The 25,029-nt window shown below is 71.4% G+C and carries 19 protein-coding genes, 2 pseudogenes and 1 riboswitch; of the genes and pseudogenes, 5 read left to right on the forward strand and 16 right to left on the reverse strand.

What is annotated here, in order from left to right:
* Positions 1-165 precede the first annotated feature (165 nt).
* Both glmU and ABT324_RS04920 read left to right on the forward strand, forming a co-directional pair.
* A complete protein-coding gene (gene glmU, locus ABT324_RS04915; RefSeq protein WP_351171733.1) occupies positions 166-1,710 on the forward strand; it encodes a bifunctional UDP-N-acetylglucosamine diphosphorylase/glucosamine-1-phosphate N-acetyltransferase GlmU in 1,545 nt (514 codons plus the stop codon).
* 2 nt (positions 1,711-1,712) lie between these two features.
* On the forward strand, positions 1,713-2,693 hold the full coding sequence (locus tag ABT324_RS04920) for a ribose-phosphate diphosphokinase (RefSeq protein ID WP_502949694.1): 981 nt from the start codon (positions 1,713-1,715) through the stop codon (positions 2,691-2,693).
* 227 nt (positions 2,694-2,920) lie between these two features.
* Here the strand turns inward: ABT324_RS04920 and ABT324_RS04925 are convergent, their stop codons facing one another.
* The 3 genes from ABT324_RS04925 to ABT324_RS04935 all read right to left on the reverse strand — a co-directional run bounded on the left by ABT324_RS04925 (position 2,921) and on the right by ABT324_RS04935 (position 5,616).
* A complete protein-coding gene (locus ABT324_RS04925; RefSeq protein ID WP_351171738.1) occupies positions 2,921-3,529 on the reverse strand; it encodes a malonic semialdehyde reductase in 609 nt (202 codons plus the stop codon).
* A 91-nt stretch (positions 3,530-3,620) separates the two neighbouring features.
* Positions 3,621-4,910 carry an Nramp family divalent metal transporter gene (locus ABT324_RS04930; RefSeq protein ID WP_351171741.1) on the reverse strand — a complete coding sequence of 430 codons (1,290 nt, stop codon included), beginning with the start codon at positions 4,908-4,910 and terminating at the stop codon, positions 3,621-3,623.
* A 70-nt stretch (positions 4,911-4,980) separates the two neighbouring features.
* Positions 4,981-5,616 (reverse strand): NAD(P)-dependent oxidoreductase, encoded by a 636-nt coding sequence (locus ABT324_RS04935; RefSeq protein ID WP_351171744.1) that lies wholly within the window; start codon positions 5,614-5,616, stop codon positions 4,981-4,983.
* A gap of 370 nt (positions 5,617-5,986) precedes the next feature.
* Here ABT324_RS04935 and ABT324_RS04940 point away from each other — a divergent pair, with 370 nt between their 5' ends.
* Entirely contained in the window at positions 5,987-6,595 is a 609-nt protein-coding gene (locus ABT324_RS04940; RefSeq protein ID WP_351171747.1) for a 50S ribosomal protein L25/general stress protein Ctc, read from the forward strand.
* A 125-nt stretch (positions 6,596-6,720) separates the two neighbouring features.
* On the forward strand, positions 6,721-7,296 hold the full coding sequence (pth, locus tag ABT324_RS04945; RefSeq protein ID WP_351171750.1) for an aminoacyl-tRNA hydrolase: 576 nt from the start codon (positions 6,721-6,723) through the stop codon (positions 7,294-7,296).
* Between the two features lie 82 nt (positions 7,297-7,378).
* Here the strand turns inward: pth and ABT324_RS04950 are convergent, their stop codons facing one another.
* The 12 genes and pseudogenes from ABT324_RS04950 to ABT324_RS05005 form a co-directional block, all read right to left on the reverse strand.
* Complete coding sequence (locus tag ABT324_RS04950; RefSeq protein ID WP_351171753.1) at positions 7,379-9,037, reverse strand: fatty acyl-AMP ligase; 1,659 nt, start codon at positions 9,035-9,037, stop codon at positions 7,379-7,381.
* A 42-nt stretch (positions 9,038-9,079) separates the two neighbouring features.
* Positions 9,080-10,858: an ABC-F family ATP-binding cassette domain-containing protein gene (locus tag ABT324_RS04955; RefSeq protein WP_351171756.1), complete on the reverse strand. Its 1,779-nt coding sequence runs from the start codon at positions 10,856-10,858 to the stop codon at positions 9,080-9,082.
* 136 nt (positions 10,859-10,994) lie between these two features.
* Entirely contained in the window at positions 10,995-11,951 is a 957-nt protein-coding gene (locus tag ABT324_RS04960) for a 4-(cytidine 5'-diphospho)-2-C-methyl-D-erythritol kinase (RefSeq protein ID WP_351171759.1), read from the reverse strand.
* 142 nt (positions 11,952-12,093) lie between these two features.
* Positions 12,094-12,903 (reverse strand): MetQ/NlpA family ABC transporter substrate-binding protein, encoded by an 810-nt coding sequence (locus ABT324_RS04965; RefSeq protein WP_351171762.1) that lies wholly within the window; start codon positions 12,901-12,903, stop codon positions 12,094-12,096.
* Positions 12,904-12,982: 79 nt separating this feature from the next.
* The gene (locus tag ABT324_RS04970; protein WP_351171765.1) at positions 12,983-13,666 is read right to left on the reverse strand and encodes an ABC transporter permease subunit; all 684 of its coding nucleotides are present in this window, start codon (positions 13,664-13,666) and stop codon (positions 12,983-12,985) included.
* Positions 13,663-14,682: a methionine ABC transporter ATP-binding protein gene (locus ABT324_RS04975; protein WP_351171768.1), complete on the reverse strand. Its 1,020-nt coding sequence runs from the start codon at positions 14,680-14,682 to the stop codon at positions 13,663-13,665. Before ABT324_RS04975 ends, ABT324_RS04970 begins: the two co-directional genes overlap by 4 nt.
* Before the next feature lie 248 nt (positions 14,683-14,930).
* A riboswitch (SAM riboswitch) is annotated at positions 14,931-15,018 on the reverse strand.
* 175 nt (positions 15,019-15,193) lie between these two features.
* Entirely contained in the window at positions 15,194-16,054 is an 861-nt protein-coding gene (rsmA, locus tag ABT324_RS04980) for a 16S rRNA (adenine(1518)-N(6)/adenine(1519)-N(6))-dimethyltransferase RsmA (RefSeq protein ID WP_351171771.1), read from the reverse strand.
* 177 nt (positions 16,055-16,231) lie between these two features.
* Positions 16,232-17,722 (reverse strand): resuscitation-promoting factor, encoded by a 1,491-nt coding sequence (locus ABT324_RS04985; RefSeq protein ID WP_351171774.1) that lies wholly within the window; start codon positions 17,720-17,722, stop codon positions 16,232-16,234.
* Between the two features lie 562 nt (positions 17,723-18,284).
* Positions 18,285-18,536 (reverse strand): annotated as a pseudogene (locus ABT324_RS04990) (transglycosylase family protein); the annotation flags it as partial.
* A gap of 279 nt (positions 18,537-18,815) precedes the next feature.
* The gene (locus ABT324_RS04995) at positions 18,816-19,655 is read right to left on the reverse strand and encodes a TatD family hydrolase (protein ID WP_351171777.1); all 840 of its coding nucleotides are present in this window, start codon (positions 19,653-19,655) and stop codon (positions 18,816-18,818) included.
* 142 nt (positions 19,656-19,797) lie between these two features.
* Complete coding sequence (metG, locus tag ABT324_RS05000) at positions 19,798-21,591, reverse strand: methionine--tRNA ligase (protein WP_351171780.1); 1,794 nt, start codon at positions 21,589-21,591, stop codon at positions 19,798-19,800.
* A 142-nt stretch (positions 21,592-21,733) separates the two neighbouring features.
* Positions 21,734-22,759, reverse strand: coding sequence for a glycoside hydrolase family 183 protein (locus ABT324_RS05005; protein ID WP_351171783.1), 1,026 nt, complete (start codon positions 22,757-22,759; stop codon positions 21,734-21,736).
* Positions 22,760-22,815: 56 nt separating this feature from the next.
* On the opposite strand from ABT324_RS05005, the gene ABT324_RS05010 reads away from it, so the two are divergent.
* On the forward strand, positions 22,816-24,123 hold the full coding sequence (locus ABT324_RS05010) for an aminodeoxychorismate synthase component I (protein ID WP_351171786.1): 1,308 nt from the start codon (positions 22,816-22,818) through the stop codon (positions 24,121-24,123).
* Between the two features lie 523 nt (positions 24,124-24,646).
* On the opposite strand, the pseudogene ABT324_RS05015 reads toward ABT324_RS05010, so the two are convergent.
* Positions 24,647-25,029: pseudogene (locus ABT324_RS05015) on the reverse strand (16S rRNA (cytidine(1402)-2'-O)-methyltransferase); the annotation flags it as partial.

Consider the following 25,029-nt stretch of genomic DNA (forward strand, 5'->3'; position numbering starts at 1 on the left):
GTCTGAGCTCATCGCTGCACCGTTCGGCGGTACCATCACTGCCGCCAGGAGTCCCGCAGGGGCGCTGGACCAGCAGCCGCACCGGTCCGGTTACCCTTCACCCGCTTGGACGCAATCAGGCACGTCGGCCACATCGCGCCGCACAGAGATCAAGGGAGAGCGCTGATGCTCCAGGGCGACACCGCCCCGCCCTCCTCCCGCCGCGCTGACGCACATCCGGAACCGGTCAGCACCATCGTGCTCGCCGCAGGCGAGGGCACCAGGATGCGCTCGGCCACCCCGAAGGTGCTGCACCGGCTCGCGGGCAGGCCGCTGGTCGAGCACGCGGTGCGCGCCGCGGCCGGGGTCGAGCCAGATTCGCTGGTGGTCGTGCTGGGCCACGGCCGCGACGCGGTCGCCGAGCACCTCGACGGCGTGGCCCGCGCGCTGGACCGCCCGGTCAGCACCGCGGTCCAGGAGGAGCAGCTGGGCACCGGGCACGCGGTGTCCTGCGGGCTCAGCGCCCTGCCGTCCGGGCTCACCGGCACGGTCCTGGTCAGCTACGGCGACGTGCCGCTGCTCGACAGCGAGACCCTGCGCGGGCTACTCGCCGAGCACACCGGTTCCGGCAACGCGGTCACCGTGCTCACCGCCGTGGTCGACGAGCCCACCGGCTACGGCCGGGTGCTGCGCGACGCCGGGGGCGAGGTCACCGGGATCGTCGAGCAGAAGGACGCCACCCCGGAGCAGGCGGAGATCACCGAGATCAACTCCGGGGTCTACGCCTTCGACGCGGAGGTGCTCACCGACGCGCTCAAGCGGCTGTCCACCGACAACGCGCAGGGCGAGCTCTACCTGACCGACGTGCTGTCCATCGCGCGCGCCGACGGCCGCCCGGTGGGCGCGCTGGTGTGCGCCGACCCGTGGCTGGTCGAGGGCATCAACGACCGGGTGCAGCTGGCCCGGCTCGGCGCCGAGCTCAACCGCCGCCTGCTGCTGCGCTGGATGCGCGCGGGCGTCACGATCACCGACCCCGGGTCGGTGCAGTTGGACTGCGACGTGCAGCTGGACCGCGACGTGCTGGTCGAACCCGGCGTGCAGCTGCGCGCCGGGACCACCGTCGGCGAGGGCGCGACCATCGGCCCGGACACCACGCTGACCGGGTGCACCGTGCACCCCGGCGCCTCCGTCGTGCGCACCCACGGCGAGGGCGCGGAGATCGGGCCGGGCGCCTCGGTCGGGCCGTTCGCCTACCTGCGCCCCGGCACCCGGCTGTCCGCCAAGGGCAAGATCGGCGCCTTCGTGGAGACCAAGAACGCCGAGATCGGCGAGGGCACCAAGGTCCCGCACCTGACCTACGTGGGCGACGCGACGATCGGTGCGCACACCAACATCGGCGCGGCCACGATCTTCGTCAACTACGACGGGGTGAACAAGCACCGCACCGTGATCGGGTCGCACGCCCGGACCGGCGCGGACAACACCTTCGTCGCCCCGGTCGAGATCGGCGACGGCGCCTACACCGCCGCCGGATCGACGATCACCCAGGATGTCCCGCCGGGGGCGATGGCCGTCGCCCGCGGCAGGCAACGCAACGTCGAGGGCTGGGTGGCCAGGCGCCGTCCCGGCACCCCGGCGGACGAGGCCGCACAGCAGGCCTTGGCGGAGGAACCGACCACCAATCCGACGGAAGACGCCCGACGACGGACGTCGAACGGGGAGGGACGATGACCGTGAGTGCCATGTCTGCGACCCCGAAGAAGAGCCTCAAGCTCTTCTCCGGTAGCAGTCACCCGGAACTTGCCGAGGAGGTGGCCAAGCAGCTCGACGTAACGGTCACGCCCCAGGCTGCCTACAAGTTCGCCAACGGCGAGATCTTCGTGCGCTACGACGAGTCGGTGCGCGGGTGCGACGCGTTCGTCATCCAGTCGCACTGCAACCCGCTCAACGACGCCATCATGGAGCAGCTGATCATGGTGGACGCGCTCAAGCGCGCCAGCGCCAAGCGCATCACCGTGGTCATGCCGTTCTACGGCTACGCCCGGCAGGACAAGAAGCACAAGGGCCGCGAGCCGATCTCGGCGCGGCTGATCGCGGACCTGTTCAGGACCGCCGGTGCCGACCGCATCATGGCGATCGACCTGCACACCGACCAGATCCAGGGCTTCTTCGACGGTCCGGTGGACCACCTGATGGCGCAGAAGCTGCTGGCCAGCTACATCCGCGACACCTACGTGGACGAGCAGATCACGGTGGTCTCCCCCGACTCCGGCCGCGTCCGGGTGGCGGAGAAGTGGGCCGACGACCTGGGCGGCACCCCGCTGGCGTTCATCCACAAGACCCGCGACCCCAGCAAGCCCAACCAGGTGGTCGCCAACCGCGTCGTCGGTGACGTCGAGGGCCGGCTGTGCGTGCTGGTGGACGACATGATCGACACCGGCGGCACGATCACCAAGGCCACCGAGCAGCTGCTGGCCGCGGGCGCCAAGGACGTGATCATCGCGGCGACGCACGCGGTGCTGTCCGGCCCGGCGGTGGAGCGCCTGTCCTCCTGCGGCGCGAAGGAGGTCGTGCTGACCAACACGCTGCCGATCCCGGAGGAGCGCCGCTTCCCGAACCTCACCGTCCTGTCGATCGCCCCGCTCGTCGCCGAGGCGATCCACCAGGTCTTCGAGGACGGCTCGGTGACGAGCCTCTTCGACGGCCGCGCCTGACCCCCGAGCGCCCAACGGCCCCGGTCCACCTCGGTGGACCGGGGCCGTTCGCCATCCCACCGCCGTCCGCACCCGATCCCTATCGAGGTTGGACGCCCAAGTTCCACCGGAACCGCGAAGGGCGAGCGGGCACTGGTGACGGGCACCTCTCGCCGGTTGAGTCGACGAAGGGTGCTTGTCACCTCAGGCGCTGAGGCCGCACTGCCCGCACCGCCACGCGGGACGGGTCAGACGGTGGTGACGACCTCGTCGTAGTCGAGGCGGGGCAGGCGGTCGAACCAGGCGTTCTCGGCGGGCTTGCCGATGTTGACCACCACCAGGACCTGCTGCTTGCCGTCCGGGAAGAACTCCTGGTTGATCCCCGCCGTGTCGAAGCCGGTCATCGGGCCCGCCGCCAGGCCCGCCGCGCGCACGCCGAGGATGAAGTAGGCGACCTGCAGGCTCGCGTTGAGCTTCGCGTTCTCCGCGCGGAACCCGTCGTCGGCGAAGATGTCCTTCGCGTTCGGGTTGTGCGGGAACACCCGCGGCAGGTTCTCGTGGAACTCGGTGTCGGCGGCCAGCACCGCCACCAGCGGGGCCTTCTCGGTCTTGGCCCGGTTGCCCTCCATCAGGTGCGGCAGCAGGCGCTGCTTGCCCGCCTCGGAGCGCACCAGCACGATCCGCAGCGGCTGCTGGTTCATCGAGGTCGGGGCCCACTTGACCAGGTCGTAGATGGCCTGGACCTGCTCGTCGGACACCGGCTCGTCGGTGAACGCGTTCGCGGTGCGGGCCTCGCGGAACAGCAGGTCCTGCGCTTCGGCGTCGAGCGCGAGGTGCGCCTGGTCGGTAGCGGTCATGACGTCTTCTCCCAAGGGTGTCGTTCGCGGGGGCCGCTTCGGGTGGCGGTCCCACCGCGACAACCTCATTGAAGTTTCAAATATTCCCGGTTCAGGAGAAGACCCCGATCAGTTCGTTGCACGCCACACCGACGAACAGCGCCAGGCACAGGACCAGCATCGTGTTCGACAGCCACCGCGACCGGTGCTCGGCGGGCATCATCGTCTTCGAGTTCAGCAGCACCAGCAGGGTGCCCGCCAGGAACGGCATGAACAGCGCGCCCAGCACGCCGTACACCACGGTCAACTGGAACGGCTTGCCCAGGAACAGCAGCACCATCGGCGGGAAGGTCAACCACAGCAGGTAGATCCGGTACGCGGGGCTGCCCATCCCGGCCTTGTGGTCGTAGTCGGCCGCGGTCTCCGGCGGTGCCTCCTTGGGCAGCCGCCAGGTGCGCCACCAGTCGGCGAACAGCAGGCTGACACCGTTCCACACGCCGATCACCGAGCTGAACGCGACCGCGAAGAAGCCCACCAGGAACGGGATCCGGGCCCACTGCCCGTAGTCCGCGGCCAGCGCGTCGCTGAGCTGCAGCAGGCCCTTGTCCCCGCTGGTCAGGTCCTGCCCGAGCAGGATCTGCGCACCGACCACCAGCATCGCCACCACGAAGATCCCGGTGGTGAGGTAGCCGACGGCGTTGTCCGCGCGCATGAACGGCATCCAGCTCGGCGCCCGCCAGCCCTTGGCGAAGGTCCAGTAGCCGTAGGCGGCCATGGTGATCGTGCCGCCGACACCGCCCATCAGGCCGAGCACGTAGGCGACCGAACCCTCCGGCAGCGTCGGCACCAGACCCCTGCCCAGCTCCAGCAGGTTCGGTCCGACCATCACCGCGGTGCCCACCACGGTCACGAACATGACGCCGACCAGCACCGTCATGATCTTCTCGAGCACCCCGTAGCGACCGAACCAGACCAGCACCAGCCCGAGCAGGCCGCAGATGACCGCCCACCCGGCGACCGGCAGCACCGGGAACAGCGCGTTCAGCGGCAGCGCCGAGGCCGACATCGCGGTGGCGCCGTAGACGAAACCCCACACCACCGCGTAGGCGCCGAAGTAGCCGACCGCCCAGCGCCCCATGGTCCGCCAACCGGCCAGCATGGTCCGCCCGGAGGCCAGGTGCCAGCGCCCCACGGCCTCCCCGAGCGCCAGCTTGAAGAGCGTGCCCAGCACCACCGCCCAGAACAGGACGTACCCGAAGCGGGAGCCGGCGACGAGGGTGGCGACCAGGTCGCCCGCGCCGACACCGGTCGCCGCGGCCATGATGCCGGGGCCGACCTGCTTCAGCCTGGCCTTCCAGGTCGGTGCGGGTGCCTCGGCACCTGGGGTGTTCGTGTCAGCCATGCCGGGAAGCTAACCCGGAGGACCGGACATCACCTGTTCCGGCGACCGAACCGTGATGTCCGGCCGCCCGTCAGTAGCCGACGGTGAAGCGCTGCCGCCGGTGCGCGGGCTCCTCCAGCTCGTCGACGAACGCGATCGCGTAGTCGTCGCCTCCGATCGCGGAGTTGCCGTCGGCGTCGGTGACCAGCACCTCGCCCCCGATCCGGTAGGCGCCGGTGCGCTCGCCCGGCACGTAGGAGCCGAAGGTGGCCGCCGGGCTCAGGTAGAACCAGTCCACCCCCTCCGGCGCCTCGCGCAGCGCCGCCAGCACCTCGGTGTGCGCCCCGGCCTCCGGCTTGTGCTCCGCCGGGAAGCTCGGGAGGTCGATCACCCGCGGGCCGTCCTCGGACACCCGCAGGCTGCCCGCGCCGCCGACCACGCCGATCCGCACCCCGTGCCGCTCGGCGGCGGTGAACAGGGTGGGCAGCGCGTCGAGCAGCTTCGTGCCGTCGGGCATCGGTCGGCCGGGGACCGCCACGACCACCGCGTCCGCCCCGGCCGCCACGTCGAGCACGAAGTCCGCGTCGTGCAGCGAGCCGGCGGCCTTCGGCTCCGGCAGCGGGTCGGCGTTCCGGGCCACCCCGAGCACCTCGTGCCCGCGCCGGACCGCTTCCTCCCGGATCTTGCCGCCCGCGTAGCCGGTGGCGCCGAACAGAACCAGTCGCATCGCATCCTCCTTGGATAAGTACTGGTCAGCGACGATAACCATTGGTTACTGGTAACTTCAAAGTGCGCCAGGAACCCGGCGGTAACCGTCGAGGCGAGCGGCCCAGCAGCGGCCAGGTCACCCAAGCGAAAACCACTATGCGAGCACCGTTTAGACTATTCGGGTTGCCTCGGCGAGGTCGGGACGTTCGCCCGGCGTGATCGGCGCGGTGGCACGGTGGCCGCCGACCCATTCGGTTGGCGCACTGATGTCGCTCATACCCCGGGGTGCCGCCTCGCGGCACCGCGTCGATCTGCTCCAGTAGCGCGCCCCACCGCCGCAGGCCAGCGACCAATTCACGTTCGCCCGACGTCATGAGGAGTGCACCACCGTGTCCGAGGTACGTATCGCCGTCGAACAGCGCACCGAGTTCGGCAAGGGTGCGGCCCGCCGCACCCGTCGCGCCGGCAAGATCCCCGCGGTCCTCTACGGCCACGGCGCCGACCCGAAGCACCTGTCCCTGCCGAGCGTCGAGTTCGCCCGCGCCATCCGCGAGAACGGGCACAACGCGGTCCTCACGCTCGACGTGGCCGGTGCGGACAGCGAGCTCGCGCTGACCAAGACCATCACCAGCCACCCGATCAAGGGCTACATCGAGCACGTCGACCTGCTGCTGGTCAAGCGCGGCGAGAAGGTCACCGTCGCGGTGCCGGTCGTGCTCGCCGGTGACGCCGGCCCCGGCAGCCTGGTCAGCCAGGAGACCACCGAGGTCGAGGTCGAGGCCGAGGCCCTGCACATCCCGGAGCAGCTGGAGCTGTCCATCGCGGGCGCCGAGGTCGGCACCCAGCTGCACGCCTCCGACATCCAGCTGCCGTCGGGCGTGACCCTGCAGTCGGACCCGGAGACGCTGATCGTCAACGTCACCGAAGCCGCCGCGTCGATGGCCGAGGAGCCCGCCGCTGAGGGCGAGGCCGCCGAGGGCGAGGCCGCGGAGGCCTGATCCCCCGAACGTCGGGTGCACGGCGCGCTGCTCCACTCCGGTGGGGCAGCGCGCAGCGCGTCCGCCGCCGGGTGAGCAGAATGGGGTGCCGTCGTGGCACACCCAGGTAGAGCAGGAGACTTCCCGTGACTTCCCCGGACGCGGTTTCGCTGATCGTCGGGCTCGGCAACCCCGGCCCGCGCTACGTCGGCAACCGGCACAACATCGGCTTCCTGGTCGCCGATGAGCTCGCCGACCGGGTCGGCGGGAAGTTCAAGGCGCACAAGTCCGGCGCCGAGGTCGTCGAGGGGCGCCTCGGCGGGGCGCGCGCCGTGCTGGTCAAGCCCCGGTCGTTCATGAACCTCTCCGGCGGGCCGGTGGCCGGTGCGGTGAAGTTCTACAAGGTGCCGCCGGAATCGCTGGTCGTGATCCACGACGAGCTGGACCTGCCGTTCGGCACCATCCGCCTCAAGCGCGGTGGCGGCGAGAACGGCCACAACGGCCTGCGCTCGATCACCAAGTCGCTCGGCACCCGCGACTACGTGCGGGTGCGCTTCGGCATCGGCCGCCCGCCCGGCCGGATGGACCCGGCGGACTACGTGCTGAAGGACTTCGCCACCGTCGAGCGCAAGGAACTGGCGTACTTCATCGACGTCTGCGCCGACGCGGTGGAGGCCGTGGCCACCAAGGGCCTCGAAGCCGCCCAGAACCAGTTCCACTGACCCCCGGCCCGCGCCCCGGGGAACTCCGCGACCTCGATGGGGATCGGAAGCCTGATCCCCGTTGGGATCGCGCGGGACCCCGTCACCCGGCGGGGACGAGGGAGGCGGTGGCGGCGCGGCGGAGCTTGCCGGACGGGGTCTTCGGCAGCGAGCCCGGGGTGAGCACCACGACCGCCGACGGCCGGACCCCGACCGCGTCGACCACGCGGGCCGCGACCTCCTTGCGCAACGCCTTCTCCGCCGCTTCGTCCCCGGCCAGGCGGGACTCCAGCACCACCGCGAACCGCTCGCGGCGACTGCCCGCCTCCTGTCGGACCGCGGCGGCGTTGCCCGCCCGCACCCCTTCGACCGAGCAGGCGGCCCGCTCGATGTCGACCGGGTAGATGTTGCGGCCACCCATGATGATCACGTCCTTGCGCCGCCCGCAGATCACCACCTGCCCGTCCACCAGGTAGCCGTCGTCGCCGGTGTCCAGCCAGCCGTCGACGTCCCGTGTGGACAGCGGTCCGTCTACGGTCAGGTAGCCCGGGGTCACGGCGGCGCCGCGGATCCGCAGCCGCCCGACCTCCCGCTCCCCCAACTGCCGCCCGGCGTCGTCCACGACGTCGACCTCCAGGCCCGGCAGTGGTCCGCCGAGCCGCGCGAACTGCCGCGCCCGCGGGGAATCCGGCGGCACCGGCTCGGCCCGCCGCTGCTGCTCCAGCGCGTCGGCGTCGACCACGTCGACCTCCAGACCCCGCCCGAGCGGCGCGAAGGACACCGCCAGCGTCGCCTCGGCCATCCCGAAGGCGCACACCATGCTGGTCGGGCTGAGCCCGAAGCGGGCGCCCGCGTCGGTGAAGGTCCGCACCGCCGACGGGTCGATCGGTTCCGCGCCGTTGAGCGCGAAGCGGACGCTGGAGAGGTCGAAGTCGCCGTCGTCGGCGCGGGCCATCCGGCGGCCGACGATGGCGTACGCGAAGTTCGGTGCCGCCGTGACGGTGCCGCGGTGCTTGGTGATCAGCTCGGGCCACAGCAGCGGGCGGGCCAGGAAGTCCGCCGGGGTGACCTTGACCGCCGACATGCCGATCGCCATCGGCACGGTCAGGCAGCCGACCATCCCCATGTCGTGGAACAGCGGCAGCCAGGACACCGCCACGTCGCGCTCGGGGTCCAGCTCGGCGGCCTCGACCATCGCCAGCAGGTTCGCGTGCAGGTTGCCGTGGGTGATCCGCACCGCCTTGGGGTCGGCGGTGGAGCCGCTGGTCAGCTGCAGCAGCGCGGTGGCGTCCTCGTCCACCTCGACCGGTCCGGCCAGCGGCGCGGCGTCGGCCGCGGCGAGCTCGGCCAGGTCCCGGTGCGCGATCGAGTTCTCCGCCAGCAGGCCGGAGAGCTGCTCGAACGGCGGCCCCAGCAGCACCAGCCGGGCGCCGATCATCTTCAGCACCCGCAGGGTGTCCTCGGCCCAGTGTGCGAGGTCGGTCCGCGGGGTCGGCTGGTGCAGCATGGTCACGCTGCCACCGCCGAGCCACACCGCCTGCACCGCAGGCGCGATCAGCCCCGGATCAGCGGCCAGGACCGCAACGGCCGTCCCGGGCACCAGCTCGTCATCGAGCGCCCCGGCGATCCGCAGCGCTTCGGAGTGCACCTGACCCCAGGTTCGCAACCGCGGCTGCGCGGGTTCACCCGTGGTGAGCCCCCGCCCGCCGTCACCGGAGTTGCGCTGGGCCGAAGCCACGAGAGCTGCCAAGAACCGACTCATGTGACGCAGCTTACGATCCACCCGATCCGCCGCGCAGCGAGCTCAGCCCAGTTGGTCGGCGAGTTCCATCCAGCGGGTCTCGACGTCGTCCTTCTCCTGGTGGAGGGCACGCAGTTCGGTGTTCAGCTCCGCCAGCCGCTCCGGGTCCGTCGCGGCCTCCGCGAGCTTCTCGTGCAGCTTCTGCTCGCGCTCCGCCAGCTTGTCGAGCTGCCGCTCGCAGCGCGCGAGCTCCTTGCGCGCCGCGTGCTCCTCCGCGCCCGAGAGGCCTCGCGGCTTCGCCGCGTCGGTCGCCTGCTTGCCGACGCTGGTCTCCGCGGCCAACAGCGACTCGCGGCGCTGCAGGTACTCGTCGATGCCACCCGGCAGGTGCGTCAGCCGACCGTCGCCGAACAGCGCGTGCACGCTGTCGCACACCCGCTCCACCAGGTACCGGTCGTGCGAGACGACCACCAGGGTGCCCGGCCAGCCGTCGAGCAGGTCCTCCAGCTGTTGCAGGGTGTCGATGTCCAGGTCGTTGGTGGGCTCGTCGAGGACCAGCACGTTCGGCTCGGCCATCAGCAGCCGCGCCAGCTGGAGCCGGCGGCGCTCACCCCCGGAGAGGTCCTCGACGGGCGTCCACTGACGACCCTTGCCGAACCCGAACTTCTCCCCCAGCTGGGAGGCGGACAGCTCGTACTTGCCGAGGGTGACGCGCTCGGCGACGTCCTCGATCGCTTCCCGCACCCGCCAGTGGCCGGGCAGGTCGTGCAGCTCCTGGGTCAGGTGCGCCAGCCGCACCGTCTTGCCCTCGATGCGCTTGCCCGCGTCGGGCTCGCGCTCGCCCGCGAGCAGCTTCAGCAGCGTCGTCTTCCCGGAGCCGTTGACGCCCACCAGCCCCAGCCGGTCGCCGGGGCCGATGCGCCAGGTCACGCCGTCCAGCAGCGTCCGGTCGGCGACCCGGAGGTCGACGTCCTCCAGCTCCAGCACGGTCTTGCCCAGGCGCCGCTTGGCGAAGGCGACCAGCTCCGCGGAGTCGCGCGGTTCCGGCACGTCGGAGATCAGCGCCTCGGCCGCCTCCACCCGGTAGCGCGGCTTGGAGGTGCGGGCCTTGGCGCCGCGCTGCAGCCAGGCGAGCTCCTTGCGCGCGAGGTTCTGCCGCTTCTCCTCGGCGGCCTGCGCGATGCGGGCGCGCTCGGCGCGGGCGAAGATCCAGTCCGCGTAGCCGCCCTCGTACTGCTCGACGCGGCCGTCGACGACCTCCCAGGTCCGGTTGCAGACGGTGTCCAGGAACCAGCGGTCGTGGGTGACGACCACCAGCGCGCACCTGCGCTCCAGCAGGTGGTCGGCCAGCCAGCGCACCCCTTCGACGTCGAGGTGGTTGGTCGGCTCGTCCAGCACCAGCAGGTCGATGTCGCGGACCAGCGCGGCGGCCAGCGCGACGCGGCGGCGCTCGCCACCGGAGAAGTCCTTGACCGGGGTGTCCAGCCCGAGCTTGGTCATGCCGAGGCCGGTGAGCACGGAGCGCACCTTCGCGTCGGCGGCCCACTCGTGCTCGGCGGTGAAGCCGTGCGGGTCGAGCACCGCGTGCCGCACCGTCGCGTCCTCGGGGAGCTCGGTGCGCTGGGTGACCACGGCCATCCGCAGGTCGCGCGACTGGCTGACCCGGCCGTCGTCCGGTTCGGCGAGACCGGCGAGTACCTCGAGCAGCGTCGTCTTGCCGCCGCCGTTGAGCCCGACGACCCCGATCCGCTCGCCCGCCGACACGCCCAGGGACACCCCGTCCAGCAGCGGGCGCACGCCGTAGCTCTTGTGGACCGATTCGAGATTGACCAGGTTCACCATCGAGTGCTCGTCTACTCCATCAACTGCGTTACGTGGTCAGGGGGATCGCAGTTTCAATTGAAACTGCGATCCGCCGTGGCTGGGGACCGCAGTTTCAATGGAAACTGCAGATCGTTGTCACCCACCAGGAGGTCACCTAGGCGTGGACCTGGGGTGGGGTCGGGCGGTGGGCCGGTTCCTCGGACACGAGCTTCGCGCCCGGCACCGGGCCGTGGGCCACGCGGACCGTCCGGCACACGCCCGCACCGGAGAGCTCCGCCGCCACGCGCACCGCCGAATCCGCGTCCGTGCACAGGAAGGCACAGGTGGGCCCGGAACCGGAGACGATCCCGGCGAGCGCACCCGCCTGCACGCCCGCGCGCAGCGTGCGGCGCAGGTTCGGGCGCAGCGAGACCGCGGCCGCCTGCAGGTCGTTGCCCAGCAGCAGCGCGAGCTGGCGGGGATCGCCGGACGCCAGCGCCTCCAGCAGCGGCTCGACCTCACCAACCCGGTTCGGCCGGGACTCGGCGCGCAGCCGGTCCAGCTCGGTGTAGGCGGCGGGGGTGCTCAAGCCACGCCGGTCGAGCGCGATCACCCAGTGGAAGGTGTGCCGGGCCAGCACCGGGACCAACCGCTCCCCGCGTCCGGTGCCCAGCGCGGTGCCGCCCTGCAAGGAGAACGGGACGTCGCTGCCCAGCTTCGCGGCGAGCTCGCTGAGCTCGTCGCGCCCCAGCTCCAGCCGCCACAGCTGGTTCAGCGCCAGCAGCGTGGCGGCCGCGTCCGCGCTGCCCCCGGCCATGCCCCCGGCAACCGGGATGCCCTTGTTGATCGACAACCGCACGCCGGGCTCCTCCGGGTCCCGACCGCTGTGCTCGGCGAGCAGCTGCACCGCCTTCCACGCCAGGTTGCTGGCCCCGGTGGGCACCGATTCGGCGCCCTCGCCGTGCACCTCGACAACGGGTTCCTCGGCGGCCAGCACGGTCACCTCGTCGGTCATCGACAGCGCCTGGAAGACGGTGACCAGCTCGTGGTAGCCGTCCGGCCTGGCATCCCCGACCGAGAGGTGCAGGTTCACCTTGGCCGGTACGCGAACGGTGATGGGGGTAGGAACCACGGAGAGCACACTTAGAGCGTACGTGCCCGAGGAACCCCACCGCCGACTATGTGGCCACCTTCCCCCACCGCGCGGGTGGTGGAGGCAGCGGAGGGCACCCCCGGACCCGAGGCCCGGGGGTGCCCTCCACCGCTGCTGCCGGTCAGGAAGCCGGGATGACGGCCACGCCGCCCCACTCCTGGTTGATGAAGTCCTTGACCTGCTGCGAGCGCAGCAGTTCGGCCAGCTTCACGATCCGCGGGTCCTTGGCCAGCGCCGGGGTGGTCACCAGGCCGTTGGCGTACGGGTTGCCCTCCGGGCTCTCCACGACCACCGGGTCCTGCAGGTTGGCCTTGATCGCGTAGTTGCCGTTGACCACCGCGGCGGCGGCGTCGTCCACCGAGCGCGGCAGCTGGTCCGGCGAGAGGTCCTTGAAGTCGATGTTCTTCGGGTTCTCCGCGATCGCGGCGTCCAGCCGGGTGCCGACCGCGGCCTCCGGCTTGAGCTTGATCAACCCGCCCTGCTCCAGCAGCTTCAGGCCGCGGAACTGGTTGGCCGGGTCGTTGGACAGCGTCACGGTCGCGCCACCTGGGATCTCCTGCAGCGACTTGAACTGCTTGGAGTACACCGCCAGCGGCTCCAGGTGCACCGGCGCGACCCACTCGAAGTCACCGCCGCGCTGCTTGCGGTACTCCTCCAGGTACGGGACGTGCTGGAAGTAGTTGGCCTCCAGCTCGCCGTGCGCCACCGCCTCGTTGGGCCGGTTGTAGTCGTCGAACTTGACGATCTCGATGTCGATCCCGGCCTGCTCGGCGAGGTTGTCCTTGACGTACTCGAGGATCTCGCCGTGCGGGGTGGGGTTGACCCCGACCCGGATCGGCGCGTTGGGGTCCTCGGCAGCGGTCGGGCCGCCACCGCACGCGGTCAGCGCCAGACCGGCGGCAGCCACCAGGGCAGCAAAGCGCAAACGCATCAGGGGTTGTCCTTTCTGGACGTCAGAACGGGAACGCGTTCCCGGACGAGGGGAGGTCGGGTCACCCGGACCCGGAAGATCAGCCCGCCGCGGTGCGGCGGCGGTCGACCAGCTTGGCCGTGAGGTCGGTGATCAGCTGCATCCCGAACGCCAGCACCGCCAGGACCACCACCGAGCCGTAGAGCAGCCGGTCGTCGTAGCCCTGGTAGCCGTCCTGGATCGCGGTGGTGCCCAGGCCACCGCCGCCGATGGCGCCCGCCATCGCGGCGTAGCCGATCAGCGCCACCGCGGTGACGCCGACCGCGCCGACCAGCGCGGCCCGCGCCTCGCCGAGCAGCACCGTCCACACGATCCGCAGTCTGCTGGACCCGGTGGTGATCGCCGCCTCCACGACGGTGAAGCTGACCTCGCGCAACGCGTTCTGGGTCAACCGCGCGAAGAACGGGATCGCGCCGATGGTCAGTGGCACGATCACCGCGGTGCTGCCGATCGACGTGCCGATCAGCAGCCGGGTGAACGAGGCCAGCACCACCAGCAGCACCACGAACGGCACCGAGCGCACGACGTCGACCACGACGCCGAGCACCCGGTACAGCGCAGGCTTCGGGTTCAGCCCCACCGGCGAGCTCAGGTGTAGCAGGACACCGAGCGGCAGGCCTCCCAGCACTGCCAGCAGGGTGGACACCAACACCATGTACAGCGTGCCGAGCGTTGCCTCACCGAGGATTTCCAAGACCTCCGACCAGGGGGTCACATCAGTCACGCAGCAACTCCGTCAACGCAGACCGGGGCGCGTCGCACGTGCGCGTCCCGCTCGACCATCCACTTCAGCGCGGCCTCCGCGCGCTCGCCGCTCAGGCCGACCTTGAACTTCGCCACCGGCGTGTCGCCGAGGCGGGTCAGCCCGCCGCCGAGGATCGCCAGTTCGACACCGAACCGGCTGGCCGCCTCCGGCAGCAGCGCCCCGACCGCGGCGAAGCCGACCAGCACGACCTCGGCGACCACGTCGTGGCGGCCGTCGGTCGGGCGCAGCGGCTCGGCCTGGTCGGTGGCGGGCAGCAGCGTCGAGCTGACCCGGCTGCCGGGCTCGGCGACCAGGTCGAGCACCTTGCCGTGCTCGACCACGCGGCCGCCGTCGAGCACCGCGACGTCGTCGGCGATCTTGCGCACCACGGCCATGTCGTGGGTCACCACCAGGACGGTGACGCCGAGTTCGGCGCGGGCGCGGTCCAGCACGGTCAGCACCGAGTCGGTGGTGCCGGGGTCCAGCGCGGAGGTCGGTTCGTCGGCCAGCAGCACCGACGGCTTGGCGGCCAGCGCGCGGGCGACCGCGATCCGCTGCCGCTGCCCACCGGAGAGCTGGTCGGGGTAGACCGTGGCCTTGTCGGTCAGCCCGACGAGGTCCAGCAGCTCGCCGACGCGGCTGCGCCGCTGCGGGCCGGACATCCCGGCCGCCTCCAGCGGCAGCGCCACGTTGCCCGCGGCGGTGCGCTGCCGCAGCAGCGAATCCCCTTGCGGCACAACGCCGATCTGTCGGCGCGCGGCGCGCAGCGCCTTGCCGTCGAGGGAGACCAGGTCGGTGCCGTCGACCCGGATGGCGCCCGCGTCCGGCTTCTCCAGCAGGGCGATGCAGCGGGCCAGCGTGGACTTGCCCGCGCCGCTGGGACCCACCACGCCGCACACGGCGCCGGCCGGGATTTCCATGGTGACGCCGTCGAGGGCGCGCACGGTGCCGTTGTTCTGCTGGAAGGACTTGGTCAGGTTCTCGACTGTGATCACGATCGGCTCCACATCAGCTCGCGACGGCCGCGCTCCGCGCAGGGAGCAGCAGGCCAGGGAACTTCGGAAAGGGAGGGGAAGAGCTGGGTCACATCTCGCGACGACAGGCGGTGGTGGTGCGCCGCCCGTGGTCGATGACGCGACGCTGCGTCAGCAGCCTCCGGATGTGGCTTTGCGATGACCGGGCCGACAGCGACCGGGTGTGCTCCGCGGGCGGGCCGGCTAACAGCGCGTTGGAATCCACAGCTACTCCATCGGTCCTGGCGTTAGCACCTGCCCGTCGGGTGGTTGCTGCGGCGTCTGGGAGCCAGGTCTCTCGGCCGCTCGGGATGGATTTCCCGGATAGTAGACCCCACTGGCGGATTCCAGCGCAAGTTGATAGTCGTCACTTTCCGGAATCGTTCGCCAAATCACACACCCGGACGAGCGGGAATTTCTCCGCCACACCACGCGTTAGCAGTGACTCCTAGTAGCGGATTGACCCCGCCTGGCAAGCACCCGGACGAGTGGTTCAGCGGTCGCCCGCGACCTCGGCGATGCGCGCGAAGTCGGCGATCCGCAGCTGCTCCCCGCGCGCCGTCGGGTCGACGCCCGCGGCCCGCAGCAGCTCCTCCGCCTGGGCGGCGGACCCGGCCCAGCCGGACAGCGCGCCGCGCAACGTCTTGCGCCGCTGCGCGAAGGCCGCGTCCACCACGCGGAAGACGTCCTCGCGCTTGGCGCCCGACGGCGGGTCGACGCGGTGGAACGACACCAGCCCGGAGTCCACATTGGGCACTGGCCAGAACACCTTGCGCGGCACCGGGCCCGCGCGCCGCACGTCGGCGAACCACGCGGCCTTCACGCTGGGCACGCCGTAGACCCGGCTGCCGGGCTCGGCGGACATCCGGTCGGCGACCTCGGCCTGCACCATGACCAGCCCGTGCTCCAGGCTCGGCAGCTCGGCCAGCAGGTGCAGCACGACCGGCACGGCGACGTTGTAGGGCAGGTTGGCGACCAGCGCGGTGGGCGGCGCGGGGAAGTCGGCGGCGCGGACGCGCAGCGCATCGGCTTCGAGCACGGTGAGCCGGTCGGCCAGCGCCGGGGCGAACTCGGCGGCGGTGCGCGGCAACCTGGCGGCCAGCACCGGGTCGATCTCCACGGCGGTCACCGCGCCCGCAGCGGGCAGCAGGGCGAGCGTCAGCGAGCCGAGGCCGGGTCCGACCTCCAGCACGACGTCGTCGGCGGTGACCGACGCTGAGGACACGATGCGCCGCACCGTGTTCGGGTCGTGCACGAAGTTCTGCCCGAGCTTCTTCGTCGGCCGGATGTCCAGCTCCTCGGCCAGCCGACGCACGTCGGCCGGGCCGAGCAGCGCCGCCTGCTGGTCGTCCACAGACAAAACGTACCCGCACCCCACCCAACAGCCCCGACCAGGTGCGGCGACGTCGGAGGGCAGCAGCTGGTGAAGGGCACCTCCCGCCGATCGGGCCGACGAGAGGTGCCCTTCACCGCAGTCGAGGGCGCTGAGGGTCCGCTACCCGCACCGCCGCGCGGGACGGGGCTGGAGCCGTCAGCTCAGGCCGAGCTTGGACGAGCAGCCGGGCCAGGCGCCGTAGCCGCCACCGCGGGCGGCGCGGACCTTCTCCGCGACCGCGATCTGCTGCTCGCGGCTGGCCTGGTGGGGGTACGGCGCGTACTGGTCGCCGCCGTAGGCGTCCCAGGTGGACTTGTTGAACTGCAGGCCGCCGTAGTAGCCGTTGCCGGTGTTGATGGCCCAGTTGCCGCCAGCTTCGCACTGCGCCAGCTTGTCCCAGACCCCGCTGGTCGGCGGCTGCTTGCCACCGACGCGCACGACCTTCTCCTGCGCTTCCTTGGTGACCTTCTCGCCGACGACCTCCCGGCCGACCTCCTCGCCGTTGCGGGTGGTCACGCGGGTGGTCACGATCTTCTCGCCGGGCACGCCGGGGAACTCGACCCGCTCCTCGCCCTTGAACATCGTGTTGTCGACGATCTCGCGGACCGGCGGCTGGACCGGCGTGGTCACGTTGATCACCGTGCTGCCGGTGCGGGTGATACGCACCTCGGCACCGGTGACCAACCGCTGGTCGCCGCCCGGGGTGATGGTGTCCTCGGCGCCGAGCTGGAGGTTCTGCTCCTTGAGCAGCTCATCGATGTTGGCCGCGGTGGTGGTCAGCTGCCGCGGCTCACCGGCGCCGTCGATGAGGGTGATGTCCTTGCTGGTCTTGATGACCAGCTCCATGCCCTCGCTCGGCACGGCCATGCTGCGGTCAGCGGACAGCCAGGCGCCCTCGGTGGGCACGCCGAGCTGCTGCAGCGCCTGCCCGACGGTGACCGAGCGGACCCACTCCTCGCGGACCTCGCCGTCGACGTTGAGCGTGAGCAGCCGACCGCGGTCGAGCGTGATGGTGTCGCCGTGGCCGACCTTGGCCTGCGGGGACGGGCTCAGCGCATCGTGCTGGCCGATCGTGATGCCCTCGTCCTCGAGGACCTCGGCGACGGTGCTCTCGTAGGTGTTGACGGTGCGCTCTTGCCCGTCGACCTCGACGGTCACCGACTTGTCCATCGCGGCGGCCGCGCCGCCGGTGCCGGTGAGGGTGAGCAGCACGCCAGCGACCGCGCCCTTGAGGAAGCGTCGCTTCCAGACGGTGATCGCCTCGACCGCCTCCTGCGGCGGGGCGGCGCCCGGCTCGGCCTCCGGCAGTTCTTCCGGCAGGACCAGCGGCGGCAGGACGACGGTCTCGGCGTTGATCAGCCGGATGACCTCGTCGACGTCGATCTCGGCGGTCGCGAGCACGTCCTCGGCGTCCGGGCCGAGAGCCTCGTAGATGTCCTCCGGGGTGATGTCCAGGGCGCCCGGCGGGAAGCTGGGGTGGTCCTCGGCCGGGTAGCGCTCAGTCTCGGGCCGGTCCAGCAGACCGACCGCGGTGTGCTGCTCAGCGGCCTGGACCGGGGTGAACCAGTCCGTTGCAGAGTCGAAGGAATCGGCCCAGTAGCCCTCGGCCTGGTGGCCGGGATAGCTGGGCTCGCCGCGTCCGTTCACAGGGTCGTTACCTCCCGAAGGCGGAAGTCGCGCTGATGCGGGAGGGCGTCGGGCGAGACGGTGTCATCGCTCAACTCCTTCGTTCCCGCAGGCGCACAACCTTCGTGCTTCGTGTCTGTATCCGACTCCCGCAAGCCAACTGCCGTCCTAGCCGACCGGGGCACCCTTGCCCACGGCCCGCTTCCCCGACGTACACCGGCGAGACTAACGGGCGTTCCCCATGACTGGTTGTCATCGGTTACGAGGCCGAGACTCTAGCGTGATCAACCGGTGCAGCCAAGCACCCGGTTCCCGCATGTGACCTGCGTTACGCCGGTTTGCCAGGCAACCAACCACGATCAGTAAGCAAGATCGCCCAAAATTGCCCCGTTCAGGGGTACCAGGGCGGGGGCGTTAACTGATTCCCGCCGAACCTTGGTGATGTAACACACGGGGCTGACAACGCAGCGGAACGGCCGTTCCTCGGCCCCGCGACGCGAGCCCGGCCCGAGCGCGCTGCGTGCTCGGGCCGGGCTCCCCTCCCCTCACCGTGGGAACCGCGTCCCAGGGCGAGTCGTGAACGTCACCTCGGCAGTCCCAGCTTCCGCGCGCAGGCGGGCCAAGCCCCGTATCCGCCTCGCTCCGCGCGCAGCACCTCGGCGATCACGATCTGCTGCTCGCGCGTCGCCCGGTGCGGGTAGCGGTTGAACCGCTCGCCGCCGTGCGCCTTCCAGGTCGGGCGGCTGAACTGCAGGCCGCCGTAGTAGCCGTTGCCGGTGTTGATCGACCAGTTCCCGCCGGACTCGCACTGCGCCAGCCGGTCCCAGACCCCGGCGGCCGCCGCGGAGCCCGGCGACACCGCCGCCACCGACGCCGCGCCCGAGAGCACGATGGCCGCCGCAGCGGTCGCCTTCGCGAAATCACCGAACTTCATCGCAATCCTGACTGCTGTGCCTCCGGGCAGGAGGGCCTCCGCCAGCGAGTGGTGGAGTTCGGGGGGTGCCCTCCACCCCGGCTTCCACAGTGGACGGTAAGGATGGCGCGGCGGACTGCAAGCGGGCGTGCGTCAACACCCGTTAGCAGGGAACGGCGAGTGAGGGAACGCGGCCCCGGGTTACACCTGATCGAGGCCGAAGAGCCGCTCGGCGGTGGCGGTTGTGGCTACCACCAGTTCCTCCAGCGTCATCCCGCGGAGTTCGGCGAGGTCCCGCAGGGTGTAATTGACGCAGTAGGGCTCGTTCGGCTGGCCGCGGAACGGGTGCGGGGTGAGGAACGGCGCGTCGGTCTCCACCACCAGCTGCTCCAGCGGCACCAGCTGCGCCGCCTCGCGCAGGCCCCGGGCGTTGGCGTTGCGGAACGTCGCGGTCCCGGCGAACGAGAGCACGTACCCGGCGTCCACGCAGGACCGCGCGAACTCAGCGTCACCGGAGAAGCAGTGGAACACCACCTTCTCCGGCGCGCCCTCCTCGGTGAGGACGCGCAGGATGTCCTGGTGCGCGTCGCGGTCGTGGATCATCAGCGGCTTGCCGCTGCGCTTGGCCAGGTCGATGTGCCAGCGGAACGCCTCCTGCTGCGGCTCCGGCGGCGAGTAGTCCCAGTAGTAGTCGAGGCCGGTCTCGCCGACCGCGACCACCCGCGGGTGCTGGACCAGCTCCTCCAGCGTGCGGCGGTCGGCGTCGTCGAAGTCCTTGGTGCGGGTGGGGTGCAGGGCGACCGCGGCGAACACCCGGTCGTCCCAGGAGGCGGCCTCGACCGCCCACTGCGCCGAGGAGATGTCGTCGGCGACGGTCACCACCCGGCCGACCCCGGCGGACTCCGCGCGGTCCACGACGGCCCGCACCTCGTCGGGCGTCTTCGCGCCGCAGGCGTCCAGGTGGGTGTGCGCGTCCACCGCAGGCGCTGGCAGCGCCTCCGGCACCGGCGGCAGCTCCCGCTTCCGGTCCCGCTTGCTCATCACACCTCTCCTGCGCGTGACCTCGCAGTTTCAATTGAAACTGCGATCCGCCGTGGCTGGGAACCGCAGTTTCAATTGAAACTGCGGCTTGGACGCCGGGCGAGGGGCACCCGCGTCGGACGCCCCTCGCCCCGACAGGGCTTCAGTCCACGATCGGGGCCCACTCCGGGCCGGTCTCGGCCAACTTCGGGTCCAGCTTGGCGAACAGCGGCGTCGGCTTGCTCAGCGGCCTGCCGACCTCGATGTCAGTGGAGCGCCACGCCGCCTGCTCGGCCGCGTACTCGCCCATCAGCACCGGGTACTCGATGCTCGCGTCGTCCAGGTCCGGCACCTCGCGGATCTCCGGCTGCGCCGACCAGACCCCGGTGCCGCCCAGCAGCTCGTGCACCTTCTGCGCCGAGTGCGGCAGGAACGGGGTGAGCAGCGTGTTGGCGTCCGAGACCACCTGCAGCGCGGTGTGCAGGACGGCGTCGCGCCGGTCCGGGTCCTCCTTGAGCTTCCACGGCTCCTGGTCGGACAGGTACTTGTTCGCCGCCGACACCACGCGCATCGCCTCCTGCGCGGCCGCCTTGAACCGGGACCGCTCCAGGTGCCCGCCGACGGTGCCGAAAGCGTTGCGGGACAACGCCTTCAGTTCCTCGTCCGCGGCCTGCGGGGTGGTCGGGGCGGGCACCGCGCCGTTGTTCTTCGCGGCCATCGAGATGGAGCGGTTGACCAGGTTGCCCCACTCGTTGGCCAGCTCGAAGTTGGTGCGGCGGACGAACTCGTCCCAGGTGAAGTCGGTGTCCTGGTTCTCCGGACCGGCCACCGAGATGAAGTACCGCAGGGTGTCCGGGCCGAACTCGCGCAGGAAGTCCCGCACGTAGATCACCGTGCCGCGGGAGGTGGAGAACTTCGACCCGCTCATGGTGAGGAACTCGCTGGAGACGATCTCGTCCGGCAGGTTCAGCTCGCCGAACGGCCCGGCCGAGCCGCCCTTGTCGCCCTGGCCGTTGTGGCCCATCAGCAGGGTCGGCCAGATCTGGGCGTGGAAGGTGATGTTGTCCTTGCCCATGAAGTAGTAGCCCTTGGCCGACGGGTCGGTCCACCACTGCTTCCAGGCGTCCGCGTCGCCGGTCCGGCGGGCCCACTCGACGCTGGCCGACAGGTAGCCGATCACCGCGTCGAACCACACGTAGAACCGCTTCATCGGCTGGTCGCGCCAGCCGTCCAGCGGGATCGGCACGCCCCAGTCCAGGTCGCGGCTGATCGCGCGCGGCCGCATGTCCTCGACCAGGTTCTGCGCGAACTTGAGCACGTTCGGGCGCCAGCCGGTGCGGGTGGACAGCCACTTGCCCAGCGACTCGGTGAACGCGGGCAGGTCCAGGAACAGGTGCTCGGTCTCCACGAACTCCGGCTTCTCGCCGTTGATCCGGGACACCGGGTTGATCAGGTCGGCCGGGTCGAGCTGGTTGCCGCAGTTGTCGCACTGGTCACCGCGGGCACCGTCGTAGCCGCAGATCGGGCAGGTGCCCTCGATGTAGCGGTCCGGCAGCGTGCGGCCGGTGGACGGGCTGATCGCGCCGGTGGTGGTCTTGGGCACCACGTAACCGTTGCGGTGCAGCGCGAGGAAGATCTGCTGGACAACGTCGTAGTGGTTGCCCGTGGTGGTGCGGGTGAACAGGTCGTAGGACAGGCCGAGGCCCTGCAGGTCCTCGGCGATGACCCGGTTGTACTTGTCGGCCAGCTGCCGGGTGGTCAGGCCTTCCTTCTCCGCCTGCACCGAGATGGGGGTGCCGTGCTCGTCCGTGCCGGACACCATGAGCACCTGGTTGCCCGCCATTCGCTGGTAGCGCGAGAAGACGTCCGAGGGCACACCGAAGCCGGAGACGTGGCCGATGTGCCGCGGACCGTTGGCGTAGGGCCAAGCCACAGCGGTCAACACAGAGGCACTCATGCCGACCAGACTACGGTTCCACCCCCCACGACCTCGAACGGGTTCCCTCCAGCAGCTGGTCCACGTGGCGGCCCCGGAAGCGCGCCCTCAGCGCCCTCGGCTGAGGTGGGGGGGACCTCCCGCCGACCCAGCCGGCGAGAGGTCATGCGAGGTCGGCGCGGAAGAGGTCGACGTTGTACGGGCCCCACTGGGTGAGGGTGAAGTAAATCGCCGGGCGGTCCGCCGACCACGGGTGCTGGAAGCCGCCGTAGAGGCCCGGGTACCGCGTGCCCGGCACCAGGACCTCGCCCGCGGTCCACGGGCCGGTCAGCTCCGGGGCGGTGCGCAGCACGACCGCCGCGCGGTGCTCGTCCAGGTGCACCGCGAACCACTGGCCGAAGTGCCGGTTGAACTGCACCGACAGTTCCGCCACCGGGGCGCTGAGCACCGGCGCCGCGGCGTGCTCGGCACGGCTCCACCCGCTGCCCGTCCAGTACTCGTAGGCCGCCGGTTCCAGCAGGTCGTCGACGCCGACGCGGGCCAGGTACCCGGCGCCGAACCGGCCGCTCGGGGTGCCCAGCAGGTGCACCCGTCCGTCCAGCACCCCGGCGAAGGCCACCATCTGGAACGGGTGCCCGCCCGGGTCGCGCCGCCGGAACCGGCTCAACCAGCGCTGCCCGCGGTTCGGCCACACCGCGGTCGCCGACTTGGTCCAGGTGCGGCCGCCGTCGTCGGAGTAGGCCAGCGCCCCGTAGTTGGTGTGCCACACGCCGGGCATCCCCCAGCGGCGCACCGACATGTAGTGCAGGTAGTTGCGGCCGCCGACGGCGATCCCCGAGGTCGGGATGACGGTGTGCTCGCGCACGCCGGTCCGGTCGGCGGGCAGGAACTGGCCCGCCGCGCCGTCCTCGCGCGGCAGCACCCAGTCGAACTCCAGCCCGGCGTCGAGATCGGTGCTGGTGGACCGGGCGAGGACGTTGAAACGCCAGTCGGCACGCTTCGGACCGGCGCCGTGCCCGCCCCACCCCTCGCCGTAGGTGTCGCCGAACGCGACCAGGACACCGCCGCGCCCGTCGTCCCACATGATCCCCAGGTCGGTGGCGGTGATGCCGAACCGGCTCGCGGTGCGGTTGCCGGAGTCCTCGCCGGTGATCCGGGTGACCCTCGTCGCACCCCGCACGCGCACCACACCGCCACCGTACGCGGGGTGGCCAGCCCGGATGCCCCGCAGGTCATACTGGCGCCGTGCCGGTTTTCACCCAGTCGATCGACGGGGCGGCGAGCGCCGAGCAGGTGCTGCGCCGCTTGGCGGTTCGCGCACGCCGCCGTGGGCTGCCGCCGCCCGCCGCGCTGACCGGCGACTGGTTCGGCGGCTCCGCGGTGCTCGCCCCGTCGGTGCGGATCGACGCCACCCCGCCCGAGCGCGCCTTCTCCACGGTGGACACCGCGACGGCGCACGCCGAGCCGGGCCCGGTCGGCGGCGGCTGGATCGGCTACCTCGGCTACGGCCTCACCGACCCCGGGAGGCACGCGCGACCCCGGCGGTTGCCCACCGCCGCGTGGGGCTGGGCCGACCACGTGCTGCGGCGCGACGCGGGCGGGCAGTGGTGGTTCGAGGCGCTGGCCCCGGCGGAGCCGGAGCTGGTCGCGGAGCTCGCCGAGGTGGTCGCGGCGGAGTCCGCGCCGCCCGCGGAGTGGACGGCTGGCCCGGTCCGGCAGCCGGACGCCGACGAGCACGCCAAGGCGGTGCTGGGCTGCGTCGAGGAGATCGGCGCGGGCGAGATCTTCCAGGCCAACATCTGCAGCCGGTTCGAGGTGCCGTTCCAGGGCGACCCGCTGGAGGTGTTCGCCCTGGGCAGCGCACGGTTCCAGCCCGCTCGGGCCGCCTACGTGGCGGGGTCGTGGGGCGCGGTGGCGTCGCTGTCCCCGGAGCTGTTCCTGACCCGGCGCGGGCGCGTGGTGCACTCCAGGCCGATCAAGGGCACGCTGCCGCGCCGGGGGCCGCAGGACGACGGCAACGCCGACCTGCTGCGCGCGTCGGTCAAGGACGTCGCGGAGAACGTGATGATCGTGGACATGGCCCGCAACGACCTGGGCCGGGTGGCCGAGGTCGGGCGGGTCACCGTGCCGAGGCTGCTGGACGTGCAACCGCACCCGGGCGTGTGGCACCTGGTCTCGGACGTGCGCGCGGAGGTGCCCGCGGAGCTGCCGAACTCGGCGCTGCTGGCCACGGCGTTCCCGCCCGCGTCGGTGACCGGCGCGCCGAAGGTGCGCGCGCTGGAGGTCATCGCCGAGCTGGAGTCCCAGCCGCGCGACGTCTACTGCGGCGCGGTCGGCATGGTCTCGCCGGTCGCGGGCCTGGAGCTGAACGTGGCGATCCGGACGTTGGAACACGCCGACGGCGTCCTGCACCTGGGCGTCGGCGGCGGCATCACCGCGGACTCCGACCCCGACCGCGAGTGGCAGGAGGTCCTGGCCAAAGCTGCGCCCGCCCTCAGCCTCCTCACCCCCGACGACGAACCACCCCGGGCCGGTCAACGCGATTCCCCTTGAGGATGACGTGCGATTTCGAGGGAAGTGGGACGTCCGGTCTCCAGTGAGGTGATCTCCCCGGACCCGCACAGGCGAGTCGCCGGATGACTCACAGTTTCAACTGAAACTGTAAACCCAGGTGAGTGCCGAAACCGCTTCCGCCGACGCCCAGCGCCGGTCGCGCGATGAAGGACGTCCTTCTCCGGCCGGTGAAGGGTGCCTTCACTGCGGGTGCGCAAGAGTGGTGACGCGTCGCCGGGGGATGGGGACGGTTACAGTTTCAACTGAAACTGTAACCACCGGTGTGTCGGGCACCCGACACACCGGTGATGCGTCGGGACGCTTGCTGAGAATCGCGGATCTGCCGGGACAAACCGAGCTGCGGAACATGATTAGGCGCGAGGAAGAGCGACCGCTCGTCGATCAAGGCGTGGTGCGCGCCTGACCGTGGTGGGGGTCGGGCTGCGCCGGGTCCACCAGGCCAGAGCGCGCAGGAGGCAGGGCAGCGCCGGACCCACCAGATCAGGGCGCGCAGGGGGCGGGGTCAGCGGCGGGATTCGAGGACTGCGTCGTAGAGCTCCTTCTTGCGGACTCCGGCGAGGTCCGCGACCTCGGCGACCGCGTCCTTCAGGCGGACCCCTTCGGCTGCGCGCTGCTCCACCTGGTCCACCAGGTCCGCCGGGTCGGTCGCCTTGAGCTCGGCTCCGCCGAGCACCACGGTGATCTCGCCGCGCACGCCTTCGGCAGCCCAGGCCGCCAGCTCCGCGAGGCTGCCGCGGCGGATCTCCTCGTAGGTCTTGGTCAGCTCGCGGCAGACCGCCGCTCGCCGCTCGCCGCCGAGCACCTCGACCGCGTCGGCCAGCGCGTCGGCGAGCCGGTGCGGCGCCTCGAAGAACACGCAGGTGCGTTCCTCCGCCGCCAACCGGC

Source organism: Saccharopolyspora sp. NPDC000359 (assembly GCF_040300525.1).
In the GTDB taxonomy this organism is placed as follows: domain Bacteria; phylum Actinomycetota; class Actinomycetes; order Mycobacteriales; family Pseudonocardiaceae; genus Saccharopolyspora.

Excerpts from the sequence above, each read along its gene's own strand:
- glmU (WP_351171733.1), top strand. The coding sequence starts at position 166 with ATGCTCCAGGGCGACACCGCCCCGCCCTCCTCCCGCCGCGCTGACGCA.
- ABT324_RS04925 (WP_351171738.1), bottom strand. The coding sequence starts at position 3,529 with ATGACCGCTACCGACCAGGCGCACCTCGCGCTCGACGCCGAAGCGCAG.
- ABT324_RS04930 (WP_351171741.1), bottom strand. The coding sequence starts at position 4,910 with ATGGCTGACACGAACACCCCAGGTGCCGAGGCACCCGCACCGACCTGG.
- ABT324_RS04935 (WP_351171744.1), bottom strand. The coding sequence starts at position 5,616 with ATGCGACTGGTTCTGTTCGGCGCCACCGGCTACGCGGGCGGCAAGATC.
- ABT324_RS04950 (WP_351171753.1), bottom strand. The coding sequence starts at position 9,037 with ATGAGTCGGTTCTTGGCAGCTCTCGTGGCTTCGGCCCAGCGCAACTCC.
- ABT324_RS04955 (WP_351171756.1), bottom strand. The coding sequence starts at position 10,858 with ATGGTGAACCTGGTCAATCTCGAATCGGTCCACAAGAGCTACGGCGTG.
- ABT324_RS04965 (WP_351171762.1), bottom strand. The coding sequence starts at position 12,903 with ATGCGTTTGCGCTTTGCTGCCCTGGTGGCTGCCGCCGGTCTGGCGCTG.
- ABT324_RS04995 (WP_351171777.1), bottom strand. The coding sequence starts at position 19,655 with ATGAGCAAGCGGGACCGGAAGCGGGAGCTGCCGCCGGTGCCGGAGGCG.
- metG (WP_351171780.1), bottom strand. The coding sequence starts at position 21,591 with ATGAGTGCCTCTGTGTTGACCGCTGTGGCTTGGCCCTACGCCAACGGT.